Origin of the sequence: Streptomyces sp. NBC_00158 (assembly GCF_045160885.1) — a bacterium.
Lineage (GTDB): Bacteria > Actinomycetota > Actinomycetes > Streptomycetales > Streptomycetaceae > Streptomyces.
This window is the reverse complement of the sequence record NZ_CP108161.1, coordinates 2464334-2483208: the sequence shown is the minus strand read 5'-3', so window position 1 is coordinate 2483208 and position 18875 is coordinate 2464334. Positions and strand designations below refer to the sequence as shown.

Sequence of the window (18875 nt, the reverse complement as noted above, 5' to 3'; positions counted from 1 at the left end):
CGGGGGTCGCGGCACCGGCACGTCACGCAGAGAGGCGGTCCGAAGATGGCCGGCAGCACCAGCGGAATCCCCACCAACGTCACCCAGGGCTCCCGGACCAGGGGCGGCATCGGCGAGTCCACGCTCCGCCCCGACGGCACCCTCAAGGTCACCGGCGAGTTCGCGTACTCCTCGGACATGTGGCACGAGGACATGCTCTGGGGCCAGACCCTGCGGTCCACCGTCGCCCACGCCGAGATCGTCTCCATCGACGTCGCCGAGGCCCTGGCCCTCCCCGGTGTCCACGCGGTCATGACGTACGACGACCTGCCGGCCCCGATGAAGTACTACGGCATGGAGTTCCAGGACACCCCGGTCCTCGCCCACGGCAAGGTCCGCCACCACGGCGAGCCGGTCGCCCTGGTCGCAGCCGACCACCCCGAGACCGCCCGCCGCGCCGCCGCGAAGATCAAGGTCGAGTACCGGGAGCTGCCGCTCATCACCGACGAGGCCTCCGCGCTCGCCCCGGACGCCGTGCTCGTCCACGAGAACCGCGGCGACCACCACTCGGCCCACGTCCCGCACCCCAACATCGTCCACCACCAGCCCATCGTCCGCGGCGACGCCGACGCGGCCGCCGCGCGGGCCGACGTCATCGTCACCGGCGAATACACCTTCGGCATGCAGGACCAGGCCTTCCTCGGCCCCGAGTCCGGCCTCGCCGTGCCCTCCGAGGACGGGGGCGTCGACCTGTACGTCGCCACCCAGTGGCTGCACTCGGACCTGCGGCAGATCGCCCCCGTCCTAGGCCTGCCCGAGGAGAAGGTCCGCATGACGATGGCCGGCGTGGGCGGCGCGTTCGGCGGCCGCGAGGACATCTCCATGCAGATCCTCGCCTCCGTGCTCGCCCTGCGCACGGGCAAGCCGGTGAAGATGGTCTACAACCGCTTCGAGTCCTTCTTCGGCCACGTCCACCGCCACCCGGCGAAGCTGTACTACGAGCACGGCGCCACCCGCGACGGCAGGCTGACGCACATGCGCTGCAAGATCGTGCTCGACGGCGGCGCGTACGCCTCCTCCACGGCCTCGGTCGTCGGCAACGCCGCGTCGCTCTCGGCCGGCCCGTACGTCATCGAGGACGTGGACATCCTGGCGGTCGGCCTCTACACCAACAACCCGCCCTGCGGCGCGATGCGCGGCTTCGGCGCCGTCCAGGCCTGCTTCGCGTACGAGGCGCAGATGGACAAGCTCGCCGACGAACTGGGCATGGACCCGGTGAAGTTCCGCCAGCTCAACGCGATGGAGCAGGGCACGGTCATGCCCACCGGGCAGGTCGTGCACCACCCCGCCCCGGTCGCCGAACTGCTGCGCATGGTCAAGGATCGCCCGATGCCGCCCCCGCGCCAGTGGGAGGTGGCCGGAGCTCCGGCCGACCTGCGCGCGCTGCCGGGCGGCCTGTCCAACACCACGCACGGCGAGGGCATCGTCCGCGGGGTCGGCTACGCGGTCGGCATCAAGAACGTCGCCTTCTCGGAGGGCTTCGACGACTACTCGACGGCCAGGGTGCGGCTGGAGGTCGTGGGCGGCGAGCCCGTCGCGATGGTCCACACGGCCATGGCGGAGGTCGGCCAGGGCGGTGTGACCATCCACGCGCAGATCGCCCGTACCGAACTCGGGGTCCAGCAGGTCACCATCCACCCCGCCGACACCCGGGTCGGCTCGGCGGGTTCGACCTCCGCGGGCCGCCAGACGTACATGACCGGCGGCTCCGTGAAGAACTCCTGCGAGCTGGTCCGGGAACGCGTCCTGGAGATCGGCCGGCGCAGGTTCGGCGCGCAGCAGCCGGCGTGGGCCTCCGACGGGCTGCTGCTGGAGGGCGGCAAGGTGCTCACCTCCGGCGGGGAGGTCCTCGCGGCCCTCGCCGACGTCCTGGAGGACGAGGTCGTCGAGATCGAGGCGGAGTGGCGGCACTTCCCCACCGAGCCCTTCGACCGGGTCACCGGCCAGGGCAAGGGCCACGTGCAGTACGCCTTCGCCGCGCACCGGGCGGTGGTGGAGGTGGACACCGAACTCGGCCTGGTCAAGGTGGTGGAGCTGGCCGTCGCCCAGGACGTGGGCAAGGCCCTCAACCCGCTGTCCGTCGTCGGCCAGATCCAGGGCGGCACCGTGCAGGGGCTGGGCGTGGCGGTGATGGAGGAGATCATCGTGGACCCGAAGACCGCGAAGGTCCGCAACCCCTCCTTCACGGACTACCTGCTCCCGACCATCCTCGACACCCCGACGATCCCGGTCGACTACCTCGAACTGGCCGACCCGGAGGCCCCGTACGGCGTCCGCGGCATCGGCGAGGCCCCGACCCTCTCCTCCACCCCGGCGGTCCTGGCGGCCATCCGCAACGCGACGGGCCTGGAGCTCGACAAGACCCCGATCCGCCCGGAACACCTGACGGGCCTCTGACAGGTGGCGTCCGGGGCGGCGCGAGCGGCCGCCCCGGGCACACCGGTCAACCGCCGTGGGGCGGGGTGAGCTTGTCGAGGTCCAGGCTGATCTCGAAGGGCACCGGGCGCCGGAGGGCGCCCCGGAAGATGCCGGCGGGCGCGTAGGCGCCGGTCGGCTCGTCGAGTTCGTAGACGTGGACGACGGCCGCCCCGTCCTCGTCCTCGATGCACCAGTAGTGGGGGATGCCGGCTTCCGCGTACTTGCGGAGCTTCACCGTGCGGTCCCGGTGGGCCGATTCGGGGGAGACGACCTCGATGACGAGCTTCACGTCCTCCGGGGCGAACCACGTGCAGTCAGGATCGTAAGGGGCTGTGGTCACCACGACGTCCGGCTCCGGACGGTTGCGGGCATCGAGGCGGATGGTCATTTCCCTGCCGACCCTGAAACCGTCCGGGGCTTGGGTCCTGAGGGCGAGCGTGAGGTCGGTGACGACCTCGCCGTGCCACCAGCGCTGCGGCGACATCATGAATACGAGGGCTCCGTCGATCAGCTCGGTATGGCGCGGTGCTTCCGGGAGGCGGTCCAGGTCCTCCGCGAACCAGCCTTCCGCGCGCGGCGGGCGCATCCAGTCGGGCAGTCCGGTCATGGCTTCACGGTAGCGGCCCGCGGGCTCGGCTGTCACAGACCCCGGACCGCGGCCACCGAGAAGGTGGTGGGGGTGCCCGTGGAGGGGGTGAGGGGGCCGTCCTTGTCGAACTGGGAGCGGACCACCAGGGTGCGGCCCGGGGTGTGGGCCAGGGTGGTGGGGATCTGGAGGGACGGGTCCGTGAGGGTGCGGGTCAGGCGGGCGCGGGTGCCGTCCGGGGTGAGCTGCCAGCGGGTCAGGGTGTTGGTGACGTTGTGGGCCGCCCGGAGGGTGCCCGTGGGGGAGAGCTGGAGGCCGTCGGCGGCCTTGAGGTCGCCGCCCGTCAGGGCGACCCGGCTCAGGGCGCCGGTGCGCAGGTCGACGCGGTGGAGTTCGCCCGCCGTCATGTCGACCGTCAGCAGGTAGCGGCCGTCCCGGTCGGCGGTGATGCCGTTGAGCGTGAACTTGCCGGGCGGCGGCGGGGTGACGTGCCGGCCCAGGTCGTACGCCACGGTCAGCGGGCCGGAGCCGGCGCGCAGCTGCGCGGGGGTGACCCGGTAGATCACCGCGCGGACGCTGTCCGTCAGGTAGGCGGTGCCGTCCGGGGTGATGGTCAGGTCGTTGACGAAGTGCGGGGTGGCGGGGTCCACCTCGAAGCGGGCCAGGCGGGCCCCCGTCGCCGTGTCGTACACCGACACCCCGGCCGTGGAGTCCGTGACCCACAGGCGGCCCCGCGCGTCGACGCGCAGCCCGTTCGCCGTGCGCCGGCCGTCGGTGCCGGACGGGAGGAACACCTCGGCGGTACGGGCCCCCGGGCGGGCGCGGTAGACCGTGCCGTCCGCGTACGAGCCGACGTACACCGTGCCGGTGCGGGGGTCGGAGGCTATGCCCTCCGGGTAGACCTTCGAGCCGGGGAGGGTGAACGCCGTCCCGACCGGGGAGGAGGGGGCGGGCGAGGGGGCGGCGGCGGTGGTCAGGGCCGCGGCCAGGGCGACGGCGGCCGCGGTCACCAGGGTATTAGAGGACATGCGCATGGGTGAACCCTTCTTGATCGGTGTGTTCGCAGAGTAGTTAGAGGTCTAATGCTTGGCAAGGGTCGTAGGATGCCGCAATGACCTCCATGCCTCCCGAGGAACGCATCGGCGCGCACATCAAGCGCGCCGAGCAGGCGCTCCTCGCGGCGAAGAACGCCGCGTGCAAGCCGGCCGCAGTAACGGTTCCGCAGTACGCCGCCCTGCTCTGGCTCGCCGAGAAGCCGGGCATCTCGGCGGCCGCCCTCGCCCGGCTCTGCGGGGTCACGCCGCCCACCATGAACACCGTCCTGAAGAACCTCCACGAGCGCGGCCTCATCGAGCGGACCCCCCACGAGTGGCACCGCAACGTGCTGGAGACCCGGCTCACCCCGGAGGGCCGCGCCGCGATGGAGCTGGCCGACGCCGGCGCCGTCCGCGTCGAGACCGCCCTCGCCGCCGCCCTCACGGACCAGGAGCGGACGCAGCTCATCGAGCTGCTGGGACGGTGTGCCGAGGTGCTCGACACCCTCAGGTGAGCTGACGGAAACGCGGAGTTCCGCCCGCGTTCCCGCACGGGCCCGGAACTTCCCGCGGGATCCGCGCATCCCACATGGGGGGAGTTCCACCCGCACTGTCCCGCCCGGGGCAGCCCGACCGTTCGGAGCGAAGTCCGTGCACGAGAACCCGCAGCACCAGCAGCCGTCCGGTCGCGAGCCCGAGCCCGGGCCCGGGCAGGGGCGCAGGAGGTCCCGGCGCGCGGTGTGGACCGGCGCGGGCGCCGCCTGCGCGCTGCTCCTCGGCGGGGGCGGCTTCGTCGCCTACGAGAAGGACTGGTTCTCCGGCAACAGCGAGGCCGTCAGCTTCGGCGGTCCCGTCCCGCCGTCCGCCTCGGCCACCGCCTCGGCCACCGCCTCGGCCACAGCCGCCGCCCCCTCCGCCCCGCCCACGCCCACCGGCGACCCGGACGTGCAGCTGCCGGCCGGCCCCAGGTCCGACTTCAGGCAGACCGCCAAGCTCGACGACGGCACGGTGATAGCCAAGACCCGCGTGGCCGGAGCCAAATCCGGGTTCGAGGGCGACGTCTGGGTCTGGACCCCCAAGGAGTACGAGGAGCCCAAGTACGCCAAGAGCGCCTTCCCGGTCCTCATCGCCCTCCCCGGCGGCAACGGCTACCCCACCAACTACTGGGCGGACCGCAGCCTCGGCCTCCAGAAGGCCGTGTCCGAGGGCGTCCGGGCCGGCACCAGCCTGCCCTTCGTCCTGGTCATGCCGGTACTCAACCCGGACGACAAGTACTACTACGACGGCGCCGACATACCCGGGCAGCCCAAGATGGGCACCTGGATCGCCGAGGACGTCCCGGACTTCGCCCGCGCCAACTTCCGTACGTACAGGTCCCGCGACGGCTGGGCCTTCATGGGCTCCTCCTCGGGCGCCTTCGTCGGCATGAAGACGCTCCTCCAGCACCCGGACAAGTTCAAGGCCGTGATCGCCAGCGGCGGCGAGATCACCCCCGACTCCCCGCTCTGGAAGGGCCACCAGGCGGAGATGGACGCCAACAACCCCGAACGGCTCGCCGAGAAGCTGATCGCGAGCGGCGGCCCGGACGTCTACGTCAACTTCCAGGTCGGCACGAAGGAGTCCGGCAAGGACCGGATGACGAGGTTCGTGCAGCAGTACGGCAAGGGCCCGGTCAAGACGACCATCCGCGACATCCAGAACGGCGAGCACAACGGCTGGCACTACGTGCGCGGCATGAGGGAGGGCTCGCTGGAGTGGGTCAGCAAGGTGCTGAAGGGCCCCAGGCCCGAGGCGGGCTGACCGGGGCCCGCCCCCGTCCGCTGCCCGCCCGCGTCCCCGCCCGCCCCCGTCCGCCCCGCCCGGCCGACCCGGGCCCCGTACGTTCGAAGACCTCCCGTTCCCGCAGGCAGGACCCGCCCCCGGCCCGTCGCCGGACTCCGCCACGTGGCCCTCGCCACGTCGCCCCGGTCCCAGGCAACCCATACGGTCGTTCACACCTCTGTACAGGTGTTAAGGGGGACCAATCGGTCCGACCCGCGCCCAACCAGGGCGCCGGAGAAGGAACGGGAACGAATCCGTGCAGTATGACCACCAAGGCGACGGCGGCCCCACGACCAAGGGCGGCCGTCGCCCCCGGCGCCCCCGCAGGCGCCACGTCCTGATCGGCGGCGGAGTCGCCCTCGCCCTCGCCGCAGGGGGCGGCGCGGCGTACAAGGCGGGACTCTTCTCGGACATAGGGGATCCGGTCTCCTTCGGCAAGATCCAGGAGTCGGCCGCAGCCGAGGACATCCGCCCGGGGGTGCTGATGCCCACCGGCCCCAAGGCCGAGTTCACCCGCACGAGCCGGCTGCCGGACGGCACGCAGATCGCGATGACCACCCTGACCGGCCAGAAGTCCGGCTTCACGGGCGACGTGTGGGTGTGGGTGCCCAAGGAGTACGACGAGCCGAAGTACGCCAAGAGCGCCTTCCCCGTGCTGATCTCCCTGCCCGGCGGCCGCGGCTACCCCAAGAACTACTGGGGCACCGGCCCCGGCCTCGGGCTCCAGCAGGCCGTGATCGACGGGGTCAAGGCGGGCACCAGCCTGCCGTTCATCCTCGTCATGCCGGTGATCAACGCGGACACCAAGCACCACTTCGACGGATCGGACATCCCCGGCCAGCCGAAGATGGGCACCTGGATGGCCGATGACGTCCCCGATTTCACGAAGGCCAATTTCCGCACCTTCACCTCCCGCGACGGCTGGGCCTTCATGGGCTCCTCCTCGGGCGGCTTCGGCGCCTTCAAGCACGTCCTCAAGTACCCCGAGCGCTTCAAGGCGGTCATCGCCAGCGGCGTCGACATCGTCCCCGACTCCCCGCTGTGGAAGGGGAACCGGCAGGCCATGGACGCCAACGACCCCGAGAAGCTCGCCGAGAAGCTGATCAAGGAGGGTGGTCCGGAGGTCTGGATCAACTTCCAGATCGGCACCAAGGAGAGCGGCCGCGACCTGGCCGAGCGGTTCATGCGCGAATACGGGAGGGGCCCCGTGCACACCCGGCTGCAGGTGATCCAGGATGGTGAGCACAACGGAAAGTCGTACGTACGAGGAATGAGGGAGGGTTCCCTGGAGTGGATCAGCAAGGTGATGCAGGGACCGACACCCGACCCCGCCGTGCGATGAGCCCCGCGGTGAAGGGGGCGACGGCGGCCGCCGCCGCGGGGATCGCGATGGTGTGCGCCGTCGCGTTCCTCAAGGCGCCCGGCGACCGCCCGGTGCACCCCTTCCCCACCGTCGGCGTGCTCATGGCCAACGGGGAGCACTGGTGCACGGCGAGCGTGGTCGACAGCCCCGAGGGCAACGTCGTCGCGACCGCCGCGCACTGCGTCGCCCCGGCGGGCGAGGACGGAGTGCCCGGCGAGGTCGCCCACGACGGCCTCGCCATCGGCGAGCTCTCCTTCGCGCCCGCCTTCTCCGGGGAGGGCTCCGGCACCCAGCCCCTCGGGGTGTGGAAGGTCCGCTCGATCCACGTCGACGAACGCTGGACGAAGTGGGGCGACGACACCGCCGACTTCGCCTTCCTCACCATCGAGCCCGACGAGGACGGCCGCAGCGTGCAGGAAGCCGTCGGCGGCAAGGGCGAGGCGCCCGCGCCCGACTGGACCTCCGGCTACGAGCGCGAGGTCACCGTCGTCGGCTACCCGGAGTCCGAGCACAACCCGCAGAACAAGCCCGTCTCCTGCACCACCCAGACCCGCCACGACCTCGACGACCCCGACATGCTGTACATCAGCTGCTCGGGCTTCTGGACCGGCACCAGCGGCAGCCCCTGGATCGCCGACCGCGGCGGCACGGGGCAGCCGGGCCGGCTGATCGGGGTGCTCAGCGGCGGGGACACGGACGTGGACTCCACGGCCGCGCTGTACGACGAGAAGGCCAAGGCCCTCTACGAGCGGGCCGCCAAGGGCTGAGCGGCGCCCGGGGCTACTTCTTCCGGCGCTCGGTGCTGACGATCACCCCGACCGCCGCCACCACGATCGCGCCGCCGAGCACGATCGGCAGGGTCAGCGGCTCGTCCAGGATCAGCGCGCCCAGTGCCACGGCCACCACCGGGTTGACGTACGCGTACGTGGCCACCAGCGACAGCGGCGCCGCCTGGAGCAGCCACGCGTACGCGGTGAACCCGACGACCGACCCGATCAGCACCAGGTAGCCCAGGGCCACCCACGAGGAGGTGGAGAAGGAGCCGGGGTCCAGGCCGCGCTGTTCGCCGCGCAGCAGCCCCACCACCACACCGGCGGCCCCGCCCGCCAGCATCTGGTAGGCGGAGCCGGTGAAGGGGTTGGCCGGCATCGGCAGCCGCCCGGCCGAGAACGAGCCCAGCGACCACAGCAGCGCGGCGCCCAGCACCAGCAGCACCCCGCCCAGGTGGACCTCCCCGCTCAGCCCCGGGCTGGTCAGCACGGCCAGCCCGGCGAGGCCCACCAGCACCCCGGCCAGGGTGCGCAGCGGCGGCCGGTCACCGGTGGCCGCCCGCAGCACCACCACCCACATCGGCACCGAGGCGACCAGCAGCGCGGCCAGCCCGGACGGGATGGAGGTCTCGGCCAGCACCACCAGGCCGTTGCCGCCCAGGATCAGCAGCAGGCCGACCAGCACCAGCGAGCGGGCCTGCGCGGCCGTGATCCGGAGCGCGGACGGCCCGTACCGCCAGGCGACGATCCCGGCCAGCACCAGGCCCGCGGTGATGAAGCGGGCCCCGGCGGACAGGAAGGGCGGCATCGTCTGGACCACGATCCGGATGCCGAGGTAGGTCGAGCCCCAGACCACGTACACGAGCGCGAGCGCGAACCACACGGCCCCCGTGGTCCTGCGGCGCGCGGAGTCCGTCGCCGCGCCCGCGCCCGTGTCCTTGCCGCCTATCGGAGTCGAGGTGCCCATGGCCGGATCCTACGGTCGGTGCCCGATGCACGCTTCCGGATATCTCAGCCCTTGAGCAGGGCGTTCAGCTCCCCGTACGGCAGGGACCCGGCGAGGGACCCGTACGTGCCGCCGGCCAGCAGTTCCTCGGTGGCGCGGCGGACCACGGCGTACGCGGCCTCGGCCACCCAGGAGCCCAGGCTGACGCGGGCCACCCCGAGGGCACCGAGCTCGGCGACGGAGGGGGCGCCCGGGCCGACGAGCACGTTGAGCGGCCCGTCGATCCCCTTGGCGAGCTCGGCGACGGTGGCCGGGTCGGTGACCCCGGGCACGAAGACGCCGGTGGCGCCGGCGGCGAGGTAGGCGGCGGCGCGGGCGAGGGTCTCGTCGAGGCGGGCGGAGCTCTCGCCGAGGCCGAAGAGGTACGTGTCCACCCGGGCGTTGACGTACAGCGGCACCCCGGCCGCGTCGGCGGCGGCCCGGGCCGCGGCGAGGCGCTCCGCGTGCTCGGCGGGGGCGCGGCGGCCGTCCTCGATGTTGATCCCGACCGCCCCGGCGGCCAGCACCCCGGCGACGGTCTCCCCGACCCCGGCGGCGTCGGCGGCGAACCCGCCCTCGATGTCGGCGGTGACGGGCACGGAGACGGCCGAGGCCACCCGGGCGATCAGCTCCAGCGCCCGCTCCCGCGCGAGCGCGTCCCCGTCGGGCGCCCCGAGCGACCAGGCGACCCCGGCACTGGTGGTGGCGACGGCCGCCGCCCCGGCGGCCTCGACGAGCCGCGCACTGGCGACGTCCCAGGCGTTGGCGAGGGCGAGCGGGGCGGCGGGGGTGTGCAGCGCGGCGAAGGCGGCGGCCTGGGCGGCACGCTCAAGGTTGGTGGTCATGCCCCCAGTTGACCAGACCGCCCCACCGCCGGGCTGGCGGTTTTCCGACACCAAGCCCTATCGGGCCGCGCCCGGACCCCTCCTGGGGCTCCGCCCCCGGACCCTCCCCCAGCTACCGCTGGGGGGACCCCCAGCGCCTCAAACGCCGGCGGGGCTATTCATAGCCCCGCCGGCGTTTGAGGCGCCGGGCGCGGAGCGCCCGTACCCGGGGTCAGGGGCGGAGCCCCTGGGAACGGTGGAAGGGCGGGTAGGGGACCCCGGCCCCGCGCAGCGGCACACCACCCGCACCCGACCCACCGGCACCAGCCACCCGAACCGGCCCCGCCCCGCATGCGACGGCCGGAGGCCGACGCAGCGGGCCCGAAGCCCGGGAAGCGCCCCCGGCGCTGAGCGGTGCGAGGACCGCGTCAAGAAGGAGACGGGGCCAGGCCCGTCTTGGCGCCCGCGCCGCACAGGGGGATGACCGCCGTGCGGCCGCGGAGGGGGTCGCCGGGGGCGGTGGGGGCCACCGCCGCCCAGCAGGCGGCCGCCGTCGGTTCCACGAACAGGCCGCGCCGCGCCAGGTCCCGCTGCGCCTCGCGGAGCCGGTCGTCCGGGATGGTCACGAACGTGCCGCCGGACTTGCGGACCGCCGCCAGGATCTGCCGGGCCCGCGGCGGAGCCGGGATGGCGATGCCCTCCGCAGCCGTCGGCAGCTGCGGCACCGGCGCGGCCTCCTCCGCGCCCGCCGCGAAGGCGGCCGCCACCGGGGACACCGCCTCCGCCTGGACGCCGATCAGCGCGGGCGGCCGTACCCCGCGCCGGGCCAGCTCCTCCACCGCCAGGGCCGCGCCCAGCAGCAGGGTGCCGTTGCCCACCGGCACGACCAGCGCCTCCGGGAGCCGCCCGCCGAGGGCCTCCCAGACCTCGTAGACGTACGTCTTGGTGCCGTGCAGGAAGTAGGGGTTGAAGACGTGGCTCGCGTAGAAGGTGCCCGGCTCGTCCGCCGCCGCCCGCGCGGCCCGCGCCGTGGCCTCGCGGCCGCCCGCGATCACGCGTACGGACGCGCCGTGGGCCCGCATCTGTTCCGTCTTCTTCTCCGAGGTGCCCTCCGGCACGAAAACTTCACAACTCAGCCCGGCCCGGGCGCAGTACGCCGACACCGACGTCCCGGCGTTGCCGCTGCTGTCGGCGACCACCCGTTCCGGGGCCAGCCGCCGGGCCAGTTCGGCGAGCATGACCGCGCCCCGGTCCTTGAAGGACAGCGTCGGCATCAGGAAGTCCAGCTTGGCGTGAATCCGCTCCGCCAGCGGCACCAGCGGGGTGTGCCCCTCCGACAGCGAGACGGAGAACGCCCCCGGCAGCGGCAGTGCGGGCGCGTACCGCCACAGCGAGTGGGGGCCGGCCGCCGGTTCGAGGGGGATGGCCGGATCGGGTGCGAAGTCGAGGTCCCAGGGGCCGCCGCACAGCGGGCAGCACCACGGCGCGGTCCGCACGTCGGCGTGCGTGCCGTCCTCGGGGCAGACGTAACCAGGAAGTGCGTGCGTCATGTGCGGAGCGCCTTTGCTCGTTCATGGCCGTTGTATGGCACGGATGTTACGCGTCCATGGTGCGGCCGTTGTGCTCTTGTGGGATGGCGCGGGGGTGGGTCAACCTTTCGGGGACGGCGGCCCGTTGGGGCGGGATTCGTTGTCATGGACATGCTTAAAACAAGTTCTTCCGCGTGTCCGCGCACCGCCGCTCGGCACCCGCAGACCACCCCCTACGAGGAGGACCCCCCACATGTCCGTGATGCGTCACACCCGCCGGAGGATCGCCGGCGTCAGCGCGACCGCAGTCGTGGCCCTCGCGCTCGGCGCGGCAGCCGCGCTTCCCGCCTCCGCGGCCGACGGCCCCCAGGGCGTCATCGAGAACGCCGGCGCCGCCGGGGCCGTCCCCGGCAGCTACATCGTGACCCTGAAGGACTCCGCCGCCCGCTCCACCGCCGACAGCGGCAAGGCCGTCGCCAAGCGGTACGGCGCGAAGATCGACCGGACCTACAGCGCGGCCCTCAACGGCTACTCCGTCGAGGTCTCCGAGGCGCAGGCCAGAAAGCTCGCGGCCGACCCGGCGGTGGCGTCGGTCGTGCAGAACCGCACCTTCACCGTCGACGCCACCCAGCCCAACCCGCCGTCCTGGGGCCTGGACCGCATCGACCAGCGGGCCCTCCCGCTCGACCAGAGCTACACCTACCCGGACAAGGCCGGCGAGGGCGTCACCGCCTACATCATCGACACCGGCGTCCGCATCACCCACCAGGACTTCGGCGGCCGCGCCTCCGACGGCTACGACGCCGTCGACAACGACAACACCGCCCAGGACGGCCACGGCCACGGCACGCACGTCGCCGGCACCGTCGCGGGCGGCGCGTACGGCGTAGCCAAGAAGGCCAAGATCGTCGGCGTCCGCGTGCTCAACAACCAGGGCTCCGGCACCACGGCCCAGGTGGTCGCCGGCATCGACTGGGTCACCCGCAACGCCGTCAAGCCCGCCGTGGCCAACATGTCGCTCGGCGGCGGCGCGGACTCCGCGCTCGACACCGCCGTACGCAACTCCATAGCCGCCGGCATCACCTACGGCGTCGCGGCCGGCAACGAGTCCACGGACGCCTCCAGCAAGTCCCCGGCGCGCGTCGCCGAGGCCATCACCGTCGGCTCCACCACCAACACCGACGCGAAGTCCAGCTTCTCCAACTACGGCTCCGTCCTGGACATCTTCGCGCCGGGCTCCTCCATCACCTCCGCCTGGGGCACCGGGGACACCGCGACGAACACCATCTCGGGCACCTCGATGGCCACCCCGCACGTCGTCGGCGCGGCGGCCCTCTACCTCTCGCAGAACCCGGCGAGCACCCCGGCGCAGGTCCGCGACGGTCTCGTCGCGGCGGCCACCCCGAACGTGGTGACCGGCCCCGGCACCGGGTCCCCCAACCGCCTGCTGAACGTGGGCGCGAGCACCACGCCGCCGAACCCGGGCACCAAGTTCGAGAACACCGCCGACTACGCGGTCAACGACAACGCCACCGTCGAGTCGCCGGTCACCGTCAGCGGGATCTCCGGCAACGCCCCGGCCGCGCTGAGCGTCTCGGTCGACATCAAGCACACCTACATCGGCGACCTGAAGGTCGACCTCGTCGCCCCCGACGGCTCGGTCTACAACCTGCACAACCGCAGCGGCGGCAGCGCCGACAACATCATCCGCTCCTACACGGTCAACGCCTCGTCCGAGGTGGCCAACGGGGTGTGGAAGCTGCGGGTGAACGACAACGCCAACGTCGACACCGGCAAGATCGACTCCTGGGCGCTGCAGTTCTGACGCCGGGCGGCAGGACGTGCACCGCATGAGGTCCTCCGCCCGGGCGACCGGGCGGCGAGGGGCGCGATAACAGGCTGGATCGCGCGATGAACGCGGGGGCGACCGAGTGATCGGTCGCCCCCGCTGCGTAGTATTTCGCGCATTCGTTCGCGCCGCCCCTGATGGAGCACTCGCCCGGTGACCACCCCGCCCCCGCAACATCCCCCCGCCGGCCCGGGCCGCTCCTGGCCCCCGCCGTCGCCGCCGCCGGTGTGGGGGCCGCAGCCCGCGTACGGGCACCCGCCCGCGCTCAACGGGTTCGCGCTGGCCTCCCTGCTGGTCGGGCTGCTCTGCTTCCCGCCGCTGGGGATCGTCTTCGGCGTCGTGGCGCTGGTGCAGATCTCGCGCAAGGGGGAGCGGGGCCGCGCCCTCGCCGTCACGGGCCTGGTGGTCTCGCTGCTGGCGACCGCGGTCCTGGTCACCGGCGTCACCCGGTACGCGGAGCACTTCACCGGCGCGCTGGGCGGGGGACGGTACGCGGAGCAGGTCGAGGGCCGGCTGACGGGGATGGACGAGCTGCGCGTGGGCGACTGCTTCAACGTTCCCGGCGGCGACCTCCTGGACGAGACCCGCTTCACGTACCGGGTCGGCTGCGACCGGGTGCACGACGCGGAGGTGACCGCCGCGACGGCGATCGGGCAGAGCGCCTATCCCAGCAAGGGGTGGCTGGAGGAGACCGCCACGGACACCTGCTGGAAGGCGCAGGACGCGTACGCGATGGACTCGTGGGCGCTGCCCGGGTACGCGGAGATGTTCTACTTCACCCCCTCGCCGGACAGCTGGCAGAACGGCGACCGGCGGCTCCTGTGCCTCATCGGCACGTCGACGGAGGAGCACAAGGGCAGTCTGCGCAAGGACGCGGGCATGCTGACGCCGGACCAGGTGACCCTGCTGACCGCGCTGAACACGGTGGACCAGGCGCTGGGCCGCGCCCCCGACCGGGACCTCGACGAGGCGCTGCCCGAGCACCAGAAGTGGGCGCGGGGCGTGGACGAGGCGCTGGCCGCGGAGGAGCGGATGCTCCAGGGCGTCACCTCGCGCCAGGGCACCGGGCCGGCGGCGGGCGACCGGCTCAGGGAGGTCGCCGCGGCGCGCAAGGAGTGGCAGCGGGCGGCGCGGGCGACCCGGCCGGCCGACTTCCGGCGGGCGTGGGACACGGCGCTGGCGGCGCTGTCGGTGGACACGGAGAAGGCGCTGCGCGGGTCGTACGGGCTCTCGACGCGGGTTCCGGAGTGGGTGGTGCCGGGTCCGGACGGGTCGGGGTCGGGGTCCGGGCGGGGGCCTTCGTCGGAGTCCGTCTGAAGTCCGGTGGGTAACGCGCGGTAAGGGGGTGAGCGCTGCTGGTCCTTTGGTTCGCTCTTGTGAGTGATAGTGCGTTTGGATGAGTGTCGTTACGGTCGGGTGCATGAACCTCAAGGAGTGGGCGAAGGCGCAGGGTGTGCATCCGCAGACTGCGTATCGCTGGTTCCGTGAGGGCACATTGCCGGTCCCTGCGGAACGGGTGGGGCCGCGCACGATCCTGGTGAACGTCGAGGCGAACTCGTCAGTGTCCGTAACGGGTGGCGTGGGCTTGTACGCTCGCGTTTCCTCCCACGATCAGAAGCAGGATCTGGAACGTCAGGTCGCCCGGCTGACCGAGTGGGCGGCGAAGGCCGGGCATCGAGTGGTGCGGGTCGAATCCGAGATCGCATCGGGCGTGAACGGCATCCGGGCGAAGGCGCGTCGTCTGCTGGCCGATCCCGCGGTGACCACCGTGGTGGTCGAGCACGAAGACCGCCTCGGCCGGATGAACGTCGAACTCGTCGAAGCCGCCCTGTCCGCGACCGGCCGCCGCCTGGTGGTCCTGAACGAGGGCGAAGCCGAAGACGACCTGGCACAGGAGATGGCTGAGGTTCTGACCTTCTTCTGTGTCCGCCTGTACGGCCGCCGTTCTGCGGGAAGCCGGGCGAAGAGGGCTCTGGCAGCGGCGGCCGCCGATGACTGAGCAGCAGAGGAAGAAGCTGCGCACCATCGACGCGCCGTTCGTGGCTGCCGGCCCCTCCGACGTGGCGGTACGAGACCGCCTCAAGGGGCTGACCAGCCAGGACGAGACGGTTTTGCGTGGCGTGGGGGAGTACCTGGGGGTTCTCGCGTCGCGCGACCCCAGGCAGCGGTGTGCGGACGGCCTGGGGCACGCCACGGACACGTGGGCCGCCCGAAAGCGTGCGCTGACGGCCAAGTCGTCCTCTCGCTGGGCCGGGTCGATCACGAAGGCCACGCACGATCAGTGGGCGCTCTCCAGCCGTGGTCAGCTCGCGCACATCCAGAACCTTGAGACCGGCATCCGCACGCTGACGCACCGCCTGTCCCAGCCCATCGGGGGCAAGGGCAGCAAGCGGGCACCGGGCGGATACCGCTCCAGGGGCGAGTGGTTCCACAAGTCCCGGCGTCTGCACACCCTGGAACACCGACTCGACGCGGCGCGGGCCGACCGGGAGAACGGTGTCGTGCACGTGGTGCGCGGCGGCCGCCGGTTGCTGGGCACCCGGCACAACCTCCAGGCAGCGCAGCTCACCGAGGCCGAGTGGCGACAGCTGTGGGAGGCGGAGCGCTGGTTCCTGGCCGCTGACGGCGAGTCGGGCAAGCGCTTCGGCAACGAGACCATCCGTGTCACCCCGGACGGCGAGGTGTCGCTCAAGCTGCCCGCGCCGCTGACACACCTGGCGAACGCGAAGCACGGCCGGTACGTCCTGGCCTCCCGGATCGCTTTCGTGCACCGGAGCCAGGAGTGGCGGGACCGGATCGACGGCAACCGGGCCGTCGCCTACCGCATCCACTACGACGTTCCGCGCGGGCGCTGGTACCTCACCGCATCCTGGCAACGCCCCGTCGTGCGGACGGTCCCGCTGGATGCGGCACGGGCCAGGGGTGTGATCGGCGTGGACACGAACGCTGACCATTTCGCCGCCTACCGGCTCGATGTCCACGGCAACCCGGTGGGCGAGCCCCACCGGTTCCTCTACGACCTGTCGGGCACCGCGGACCATCGGGACGCGCAGATCCGGCACGCCATCACCCGGGTACTTCACTGGGCCAAGCGGGTCGGCGTCGCCGCGATCGCGATCGAGGACCTGGACTTCCAGGCGGAGAAGACCCGCGAGAAGCGCGGCCGCAAGAAGCGGTTCCGGCAGCTCATCTGCGGCATGCCCACCGGCAAGTTGAAGGCCCGGCTCGTCTCCATGGCCGCCGAGACCGGCCTCGCCGTCGTCGCGGTCGATCCTGCCCACACCTCCCAGTGGGGCGCCCAGCACTGGCGCAAGCCGCTGGCCACCCCACACCGAAAGATGTCCCGTCACGATGCCGCCGGCATCGCGATCGGGCGACGCGCCCTCGGGCACCCGGTCCGGCGACGGACGGCACCGCCCCGCGACGACCAGAGCGATCGTCGCGGGCATCGGACCGCCCAGGCCCACCGAGGCACCCCAGAGCGTGAGGGAACCCGCCGCCCTGCCGCGGAGCGTGCACACGATGCACGTGCCCGAACAGGGATGAAACAAAGAACGCGGGCGACCGGCGCATCCAAAACCGTTCGGGACGCGCGCAGTGCCGGGACGTGGGTCCAAGACCCACTCCTGTTCACTGATCAGGAACGGTTTGAGTGACCTGGGTTCATCACATCGGGTGAAACTCTGGCCCGTGCTTGCGCTGCCCAACCGTCGGTTGCCAGGGTGTAGCTGTCTGTCAACCTGATGGGAGTGGCTCGTGACTTTCGGTGAGCAGCCGGCCTATCTCCGCGTGGCCGGGGATCTGCGACGGAAGATCGTCGATGGCTCCCTGCCCCCGCACGCCCGGCTCCCTTCCCAGGCCCGGATCCGCGAGGAGTACGGGGTCTCCGACACCGTGGCACTGGAGGCGCGCAAGGTCCTCATGGCCGAGGGCCTGGTGGAGGGCCGCTCCGGCTCCGGTACGTACGTGCGCGAGCAGCCCGTGCCCCGCCGGGTCGCCCGCTCCGGCTACCGCTCCGCCGGCGCCTCGACCCCGTTCCGCCAGGAGCAGGCGGAGGCGGGCGCGCGCGGCACGTGGGAGTCCAGCAGCGAGCAGACGGCCGCGCCGGACCGGATCGCGGAGCGCCTCGGCATCGAGCCGGGGGACCGGGTCATGCGCACCCGGTACGTCTTCCGCGACGCGGGGGAGGCCATGATGCTCTCCACCTCCTGGGAGCCGCTCTCCGTGACCGGCCGGACCCCGGTGATGCTGCCCGAGGAGGGGCCCCTGGGCGGCTCGGGGGTGGTGGACCGGATGGCCGCCATCGACGTGGTCGTGGACAACGTGGTCGAGGAGGTCGGGGCCCGGCCGGGGCTGGCCGAGGAGATCATGTCGCTGGGCGGGGTCCCGGGGCACGTGGTGCTGGTGGTGAGCCGTACGTACTTCGCTTCGGGCCGCGCCGTGGAGACCGCGGACGTGGTCGTGCCGGCGGACCGCTACCGCCTCTCGTACCACCTGCCTGTCCGGTAACAGGGCACGCGCGGGGTTTTCGGTCGTTCCGCAAGGGTCCGGGGCGCGCCCCGGACCCTTGTTCGAGTCCGGCCCGCGCGGCGCGGCGGGCACCCCCACGTCGGCCCACCCGCGGGTGCGCTCCGTGCGCCGGGTCCGGACCGGCGCGCACGGCCCGCTCGTACGCCTGGCCGGATGCGTACGCCCCCCAGGTACCTCTTCGTGAAAAACCGTATCCGCTCAGTAAAGGTCGGGCGTAAGCTCGGGCATATGCGCAATGCGGTTTCCTGGGCAGGTACAGCGGCGGAGGGTGAAGCGCGATGACCGACAGCGGTGCCCTGCTTCCATGGCTGGTCATACGTCAGGACGACAACGGCAACCGCTACCGGGTGGGTCGCTACCCCACCCGGGCCGAGGCCCAGAAGGTCGTCGACAGCCTCGACGACCGCGGACACAAGCAGCTCTACTGGGTCGAGCGGATCGGACAGGAAAGCCAGACCGCCACCACCAACTGAATCGGCTGAAGGCGCTGGCATAGGCTCCGCCCATGACTGTACGAGTGGTCGTGGGCGGAGCCCTTTGTCATGACGGGCGCCTGCTGGCCGCCCGGCGCAGCGCGCCGCCCGAGCTGGCCGGCCGGTGGGAGCTCCCCGGCGGGAAGGCCGAGCCGGGCGAGACCGTGCCCGAGGCGCTGGTGCGCGAACTGCGCGAGGAGCTCGGCGTGGAGACCGAGGCGCTGGAGCGGATCCCGGGGGAGTGGCCCCTCAAGCCCGGCCTGGTCCTGCACGTGTGGACGGCCCGGCTGGTCTCCGGGGAGCCCGAGCCGCTGGAGGACCACGACGAGCTGCGCTGGCTGGCCCCGCACGAGCTGGACTCGGTGGACTGGCTCGACCAGGACCGCCCCTTCGTCGAGGAGGCCGGCCGCCGGCTGCGTGCCGGGGCGGACGCGGGGTAGGCGCGCGTCGGGCGGTCGGGTCGGGCGGTCGGGCGGGCCCCGGACGGGAGGCGGGGCGGGCGCCGCGTCGCACGCGGGGCGCACCGGGGCGCGTGACGCTCCCGCTGTAGGCCGTCTGCGCCACAGTGCGCCGGTGCGTGGGGGATCGGGTGGTACGGCGCCCCGAATATCGGGTATGTCGCTATTAGTCCCTATCTCGCCCCCCTTTCGTCAC

17 protein-coding genes are annotated in these 18875 nt (G+C 72.6%); 12 read left to right on the top strand and 5 right to left on the bottom strand.

Features of this window, described 5'->3' with window-relative positions:
• Positions 1 to 45 precede the first annotated feature (45 nt).
• A complete protein-coding gene (locus tag OG553_RS10995; RefSeq protein WP_405978793.1) occupies positions 46 to 2436 on the top strand; it encodes a xanthine dehydrogenase family protein molybdopterin-binding subunit in 2391 nt (796 codons plus the stop codon).
• Positions 2437 to 2482: 46 nt separating this feature from the next.
• Here OG553_RS10995 and OG553_RS10990 read toward each other — a convergent pair whose 3' ends face one another.
• On the bottom strand, positions 2483 to 3064 hold the full coding sequence (locus tag OG553_RS10990; protein WP_405978792.1) for a Uma2 family endonuclease: 582 nt from the start codon (positions 3062 to 3064) through the stop codon (positions 2483 to 2485).
• A gap of 32 nt (positions 3065 to 3096) precedes the next feature.
• Positions 3097 to 4071 (bottom strand): SMP-30/gluconolactonase/LRE family protein, encoded by a 975-nt coding sequence (locus OG553_RS10985; RefSeq protein WP_405978791.1) that lies wholly within the window; start codon positions 4069 to 4071, stop codon positions 3097 to 3099.
• Positions 4072 to 4154: 83 nt separating this feature from the next.
• Here OG553_RS10985 and OG553_RS10980 point away from each other — a divergent pair, with 83 nt between their 5' ends.
• The 4 genes from OG553_RS10980 (at position 4155) to OG553_RS10965 (ending at position 8028) form a co-directional block, all read left to right on the top strand.
• Positions 4155 to 4592 (top strand): MarR family winged helix-turn-helix transcriptional regulator, encoded by a 438-nt coding sequence (locus OG553_RS10980; protein ID WP_405978790.1) that lies wholly within the window; start codon positions 4155 to 4157, stop codon positions 4590 to 4592.
• Between the two features lie 136 nt (positions 4593 to 4728).
• Positions 4729 to 5877, top strand: a complete 1149-nt coding sequence (locus tag OG553_RS10975; RefSeq protein ID WP_405978789.1) for an alpha/beta hydrolase — start codon at positions 4729 to 4731, stop codon at positions 5875 to 5877.
• Positions 5878 to 6154: 277 nt separating this feature from the next.
• On the top strand, positions 6155 to 7240 hold the full coding sequence (locus tag OG553_RS10970; RefSeq protein ID WP_405978788.1) for an alpha/beta hydrolase: 1086 nt from the start codon (positions 6155 to 6157) through the stop codon (positions 7238 to 7240).
• Positions 7237 to 8028, top strand: a complete 792-nt coding sequence (locus OG553_RS10965; RefSeq protein ID WP_405978787.1) for a trypsin-like serine peptidase — start codon at positions 7237 to 7239, stop codon at positions 8026 to 8028. Before OG553_RS10970 ends, OG553_RS10965 begins: the two co-directional genes overlap by 4 nt.
• 13 nt (positions 8029 to 8041) lie before the next feature.
• Here OG553_RS10965 and OG553_RS10960 read toward each other — a convergent pair whose 3' ends face one another.
• The 3 genes from OG553_RS10960 to OG553_RS10950 all read right to left on the bottom strand — a co-directional run bounded on the left by OG553_RS10960 (position 8042) and on the right by OG553_RS10950 (position 11390).
• Positions 8042 to 8998, bottom strand: coding sequence for an EamA family transporter (locus OG553_RS10960; protein WP_405978786.1), 957 nt, complete (start codon positions 8996 to 8998; stop codon positions 8042 to 8044).
• 44 nt (positions 8999 to 9042) lie between these two features.
• A complete protein-coding gene (locus OG553_RS10955) occupies positions 9043 to 9861 on the bottom strand; it encodes an isocitrate lyase/phosphoenolpyruvate mutase family protein (RefSeq protein ID WP_405978785.1) in 819 nt (272 codons plus the stop codon).
• A 407-nt stretch (positions 9862 to 10268) separates the two neighbouring features.
• The gene (locus OG553_RS10950; RefSeq protein ID WP_405978784.1) at positions 10269 to 11390 is read right to left on the bottom strand and encodes a pyridoxal-phosphate dependent enzyme; all 1122 of its coding nucleotides are present in this window, start codon (positions 11388 to 11390) and stop codon (positions 10269 to 10271) included.
• Between the two features lie 232 nt (positions 11391 to 11622).
• On the opposite strand from OG553_RS10950, the gene OG553_RS10945 reads away from it, so the two are divergent.
• The 7 genes from OG553_RS10945 to OG553_RS10915 all read left to right on the top strand — a co-directional run bounded on the left by OG553_RS10945 (position 11623) and on the right by OG553_RS10915 (position 18661).
• Positions 11623 to 13194, top strand: coding sequence for a S8 family peptidase (locus tag OG553_RS10945; RefSeq protein ID WP_405978783.1), 1572 nt, complete (start codon positions 11623 to 11625; stop codon positions 13192 to 13194).
• A gap of 177 nt (positions 13195 to 13371) precedes the next feature.
• Positions 13372 to 14535: a DUF4190 domain-containing protein gene (locus OG553_RS10940; protein WP_405978782.1), complete on the top strand. Its 1164-nt coding sequence runs from the start codon at positions 13372 to 13374 to the stop codon at positions 14533 to 14535.
• 103 nt (positions 14536 to 14638) lie between these two features.
• A complete protein-coding gene (locus OG553_RS10935; protein WP_405978781.1) occupies positions 14639 to 15217 on the top strand; it encodes an IS607 family transposase in 579 nt (192 codons plus the stop codon).
• A complete protein-coding gene (locus OG553_RS10930; RefSeq protein WP_405978780.1) occupies positions 15210 to 16874 on the top strand; it encodes an IS200/IS605 family accessory protein TnpB-related protein in 1665 nt (554 codons plus the stop codon). The genes OG553_RS10935 and OG553_RS10930 overlap by 8 nt, the downstream gene beginning before the upstream one ends.
• 100 nt (positions 16875 to 16974) lie before the next feature.
• Positions 16975 to 17727, top strand: a complete 753-nt coding sequence (locus OG553_RS10925) for a GntR family transcriptional regulator (RefSeq protein ID WP_405978779.1) — start codon at positions 16975 to 16977, stop codon at positions 17725 to 17727.
• A gap of 299 nt (positions 17728 to 18026) precedes the next feature.
• Positions 18027 to 18221 carry an SPOR domain-containing protein gene (locus OG553_RS10920; protein WP_125598320.1) on the top strand — a complete coding sequence of 65 codons (195 nt, stop codon included), beginning with the start codon at positions 18027 to 18029 and terminating at the stop codon, positions 18219 to 18221.
• A 32-nt stretch (positions 18222 to 18253) separates the two neighbouring features.
• Positions 18254 to 18661, top strand: a complete 408-nt coding sequence (locus OG553_RS10915; protein WP_405978778.1) for a (deoxy)nucleoside triphosphate pyrophosphohydrolase — start codon at positions 18254 to 18256, stop codon at positions 18659 to 18661.
• Positions 18662 to 18875 lie beyond the last annotated feature (214 nt).

Coding starts and splice junctions, on each gene's coding strand:
- OG553_RS10995 (WP_405978793.1), top strand. CDS start 46: ATGGCCGGCAGCACCAGCGGAATCCCCACCAACGTCACCCAGGGCTCC.
- OG553_RS10990 (WP_405978792.1), bottom strand. CDS start 3,064: ATGACCGGACTGCCCGACTGGATGCGCCCGCCGCGCGCGGAAGGCTGG.
- OG553_RS10985 (WP_405978791.1), bottom strand. CDS start 4,071: ATGTCCTCTAATACCCTGGTGACCGCGGCCGCCGTCGCCCTGGCCGCG.
- OG553_RS10980 (WP_405978790.1), top strand. CDS start 4,155: ATGACCTCCATGCCTCCCGAGGAACGCATCGGCGCGCACATCAAGCGC.
- OG553_RS10965 (WP_405978787.1), top strand. CDS start 7,237: ATGAGCCCCGCGGTGAAGGGGGCGACGGCGGCCGCCGCCGCGGGGATC.
- OG553_RS10960 (WP_405978786.1), bottom strand. CDS start 8,998: ATGGGCACCTCGACTCCGATAGGCGGCAAGGACACGGGCGCGGGCGCG.
- OG553_RS10955 (WP_405978785.1), bottom strand. CDS start 9,861: ATGACCACCAACCTTGAGCGTGCCGCCCAGGCCGCCGCCTTCGCCGCG.
- OG553_RS10950 (WP_405978784.1), bottom strand. CDS start 11,390: ATGACGCACGCACTTCCTGGTTACGTCTGCCCCGAGGACGGCACGCAC.
- OG553_RS10945 (WP_405978783.1), top strand. CDS start 11,623: ATGTCCGTGATGCGTCACACCCGCCGGAGGATCGCCGGCGTCAGCGCG.
- OG553_RS10935 (WP_405978781.1), top strand. CDS start 14,639: ATGAACCTCAAGGAGTGGGCGAAGGCGCAGGGTGTGCATCCGCAGACT.
- OG553_RS10930 (WP_405978780.1), top strand. CDS start 15,210: ATGACTGAGCAGCAGAGGAAGAAGCTGCGCACCATCGACGCGCCGTTC.
- OG553_RS10920 (WP_125598320.1), top strand. CDS start 18,027: ATGACCGACAGCGGTGCCCTGCTTCCATGGCTGGTCATACGTCAGGAC.
- OG553_RS10915 (WP_405978778.1), top strand. CDS start 18,254: ATGACTGTACGAGTGGTCGTGGGCGGAGCCCTTTGTCATGACGGGCGC.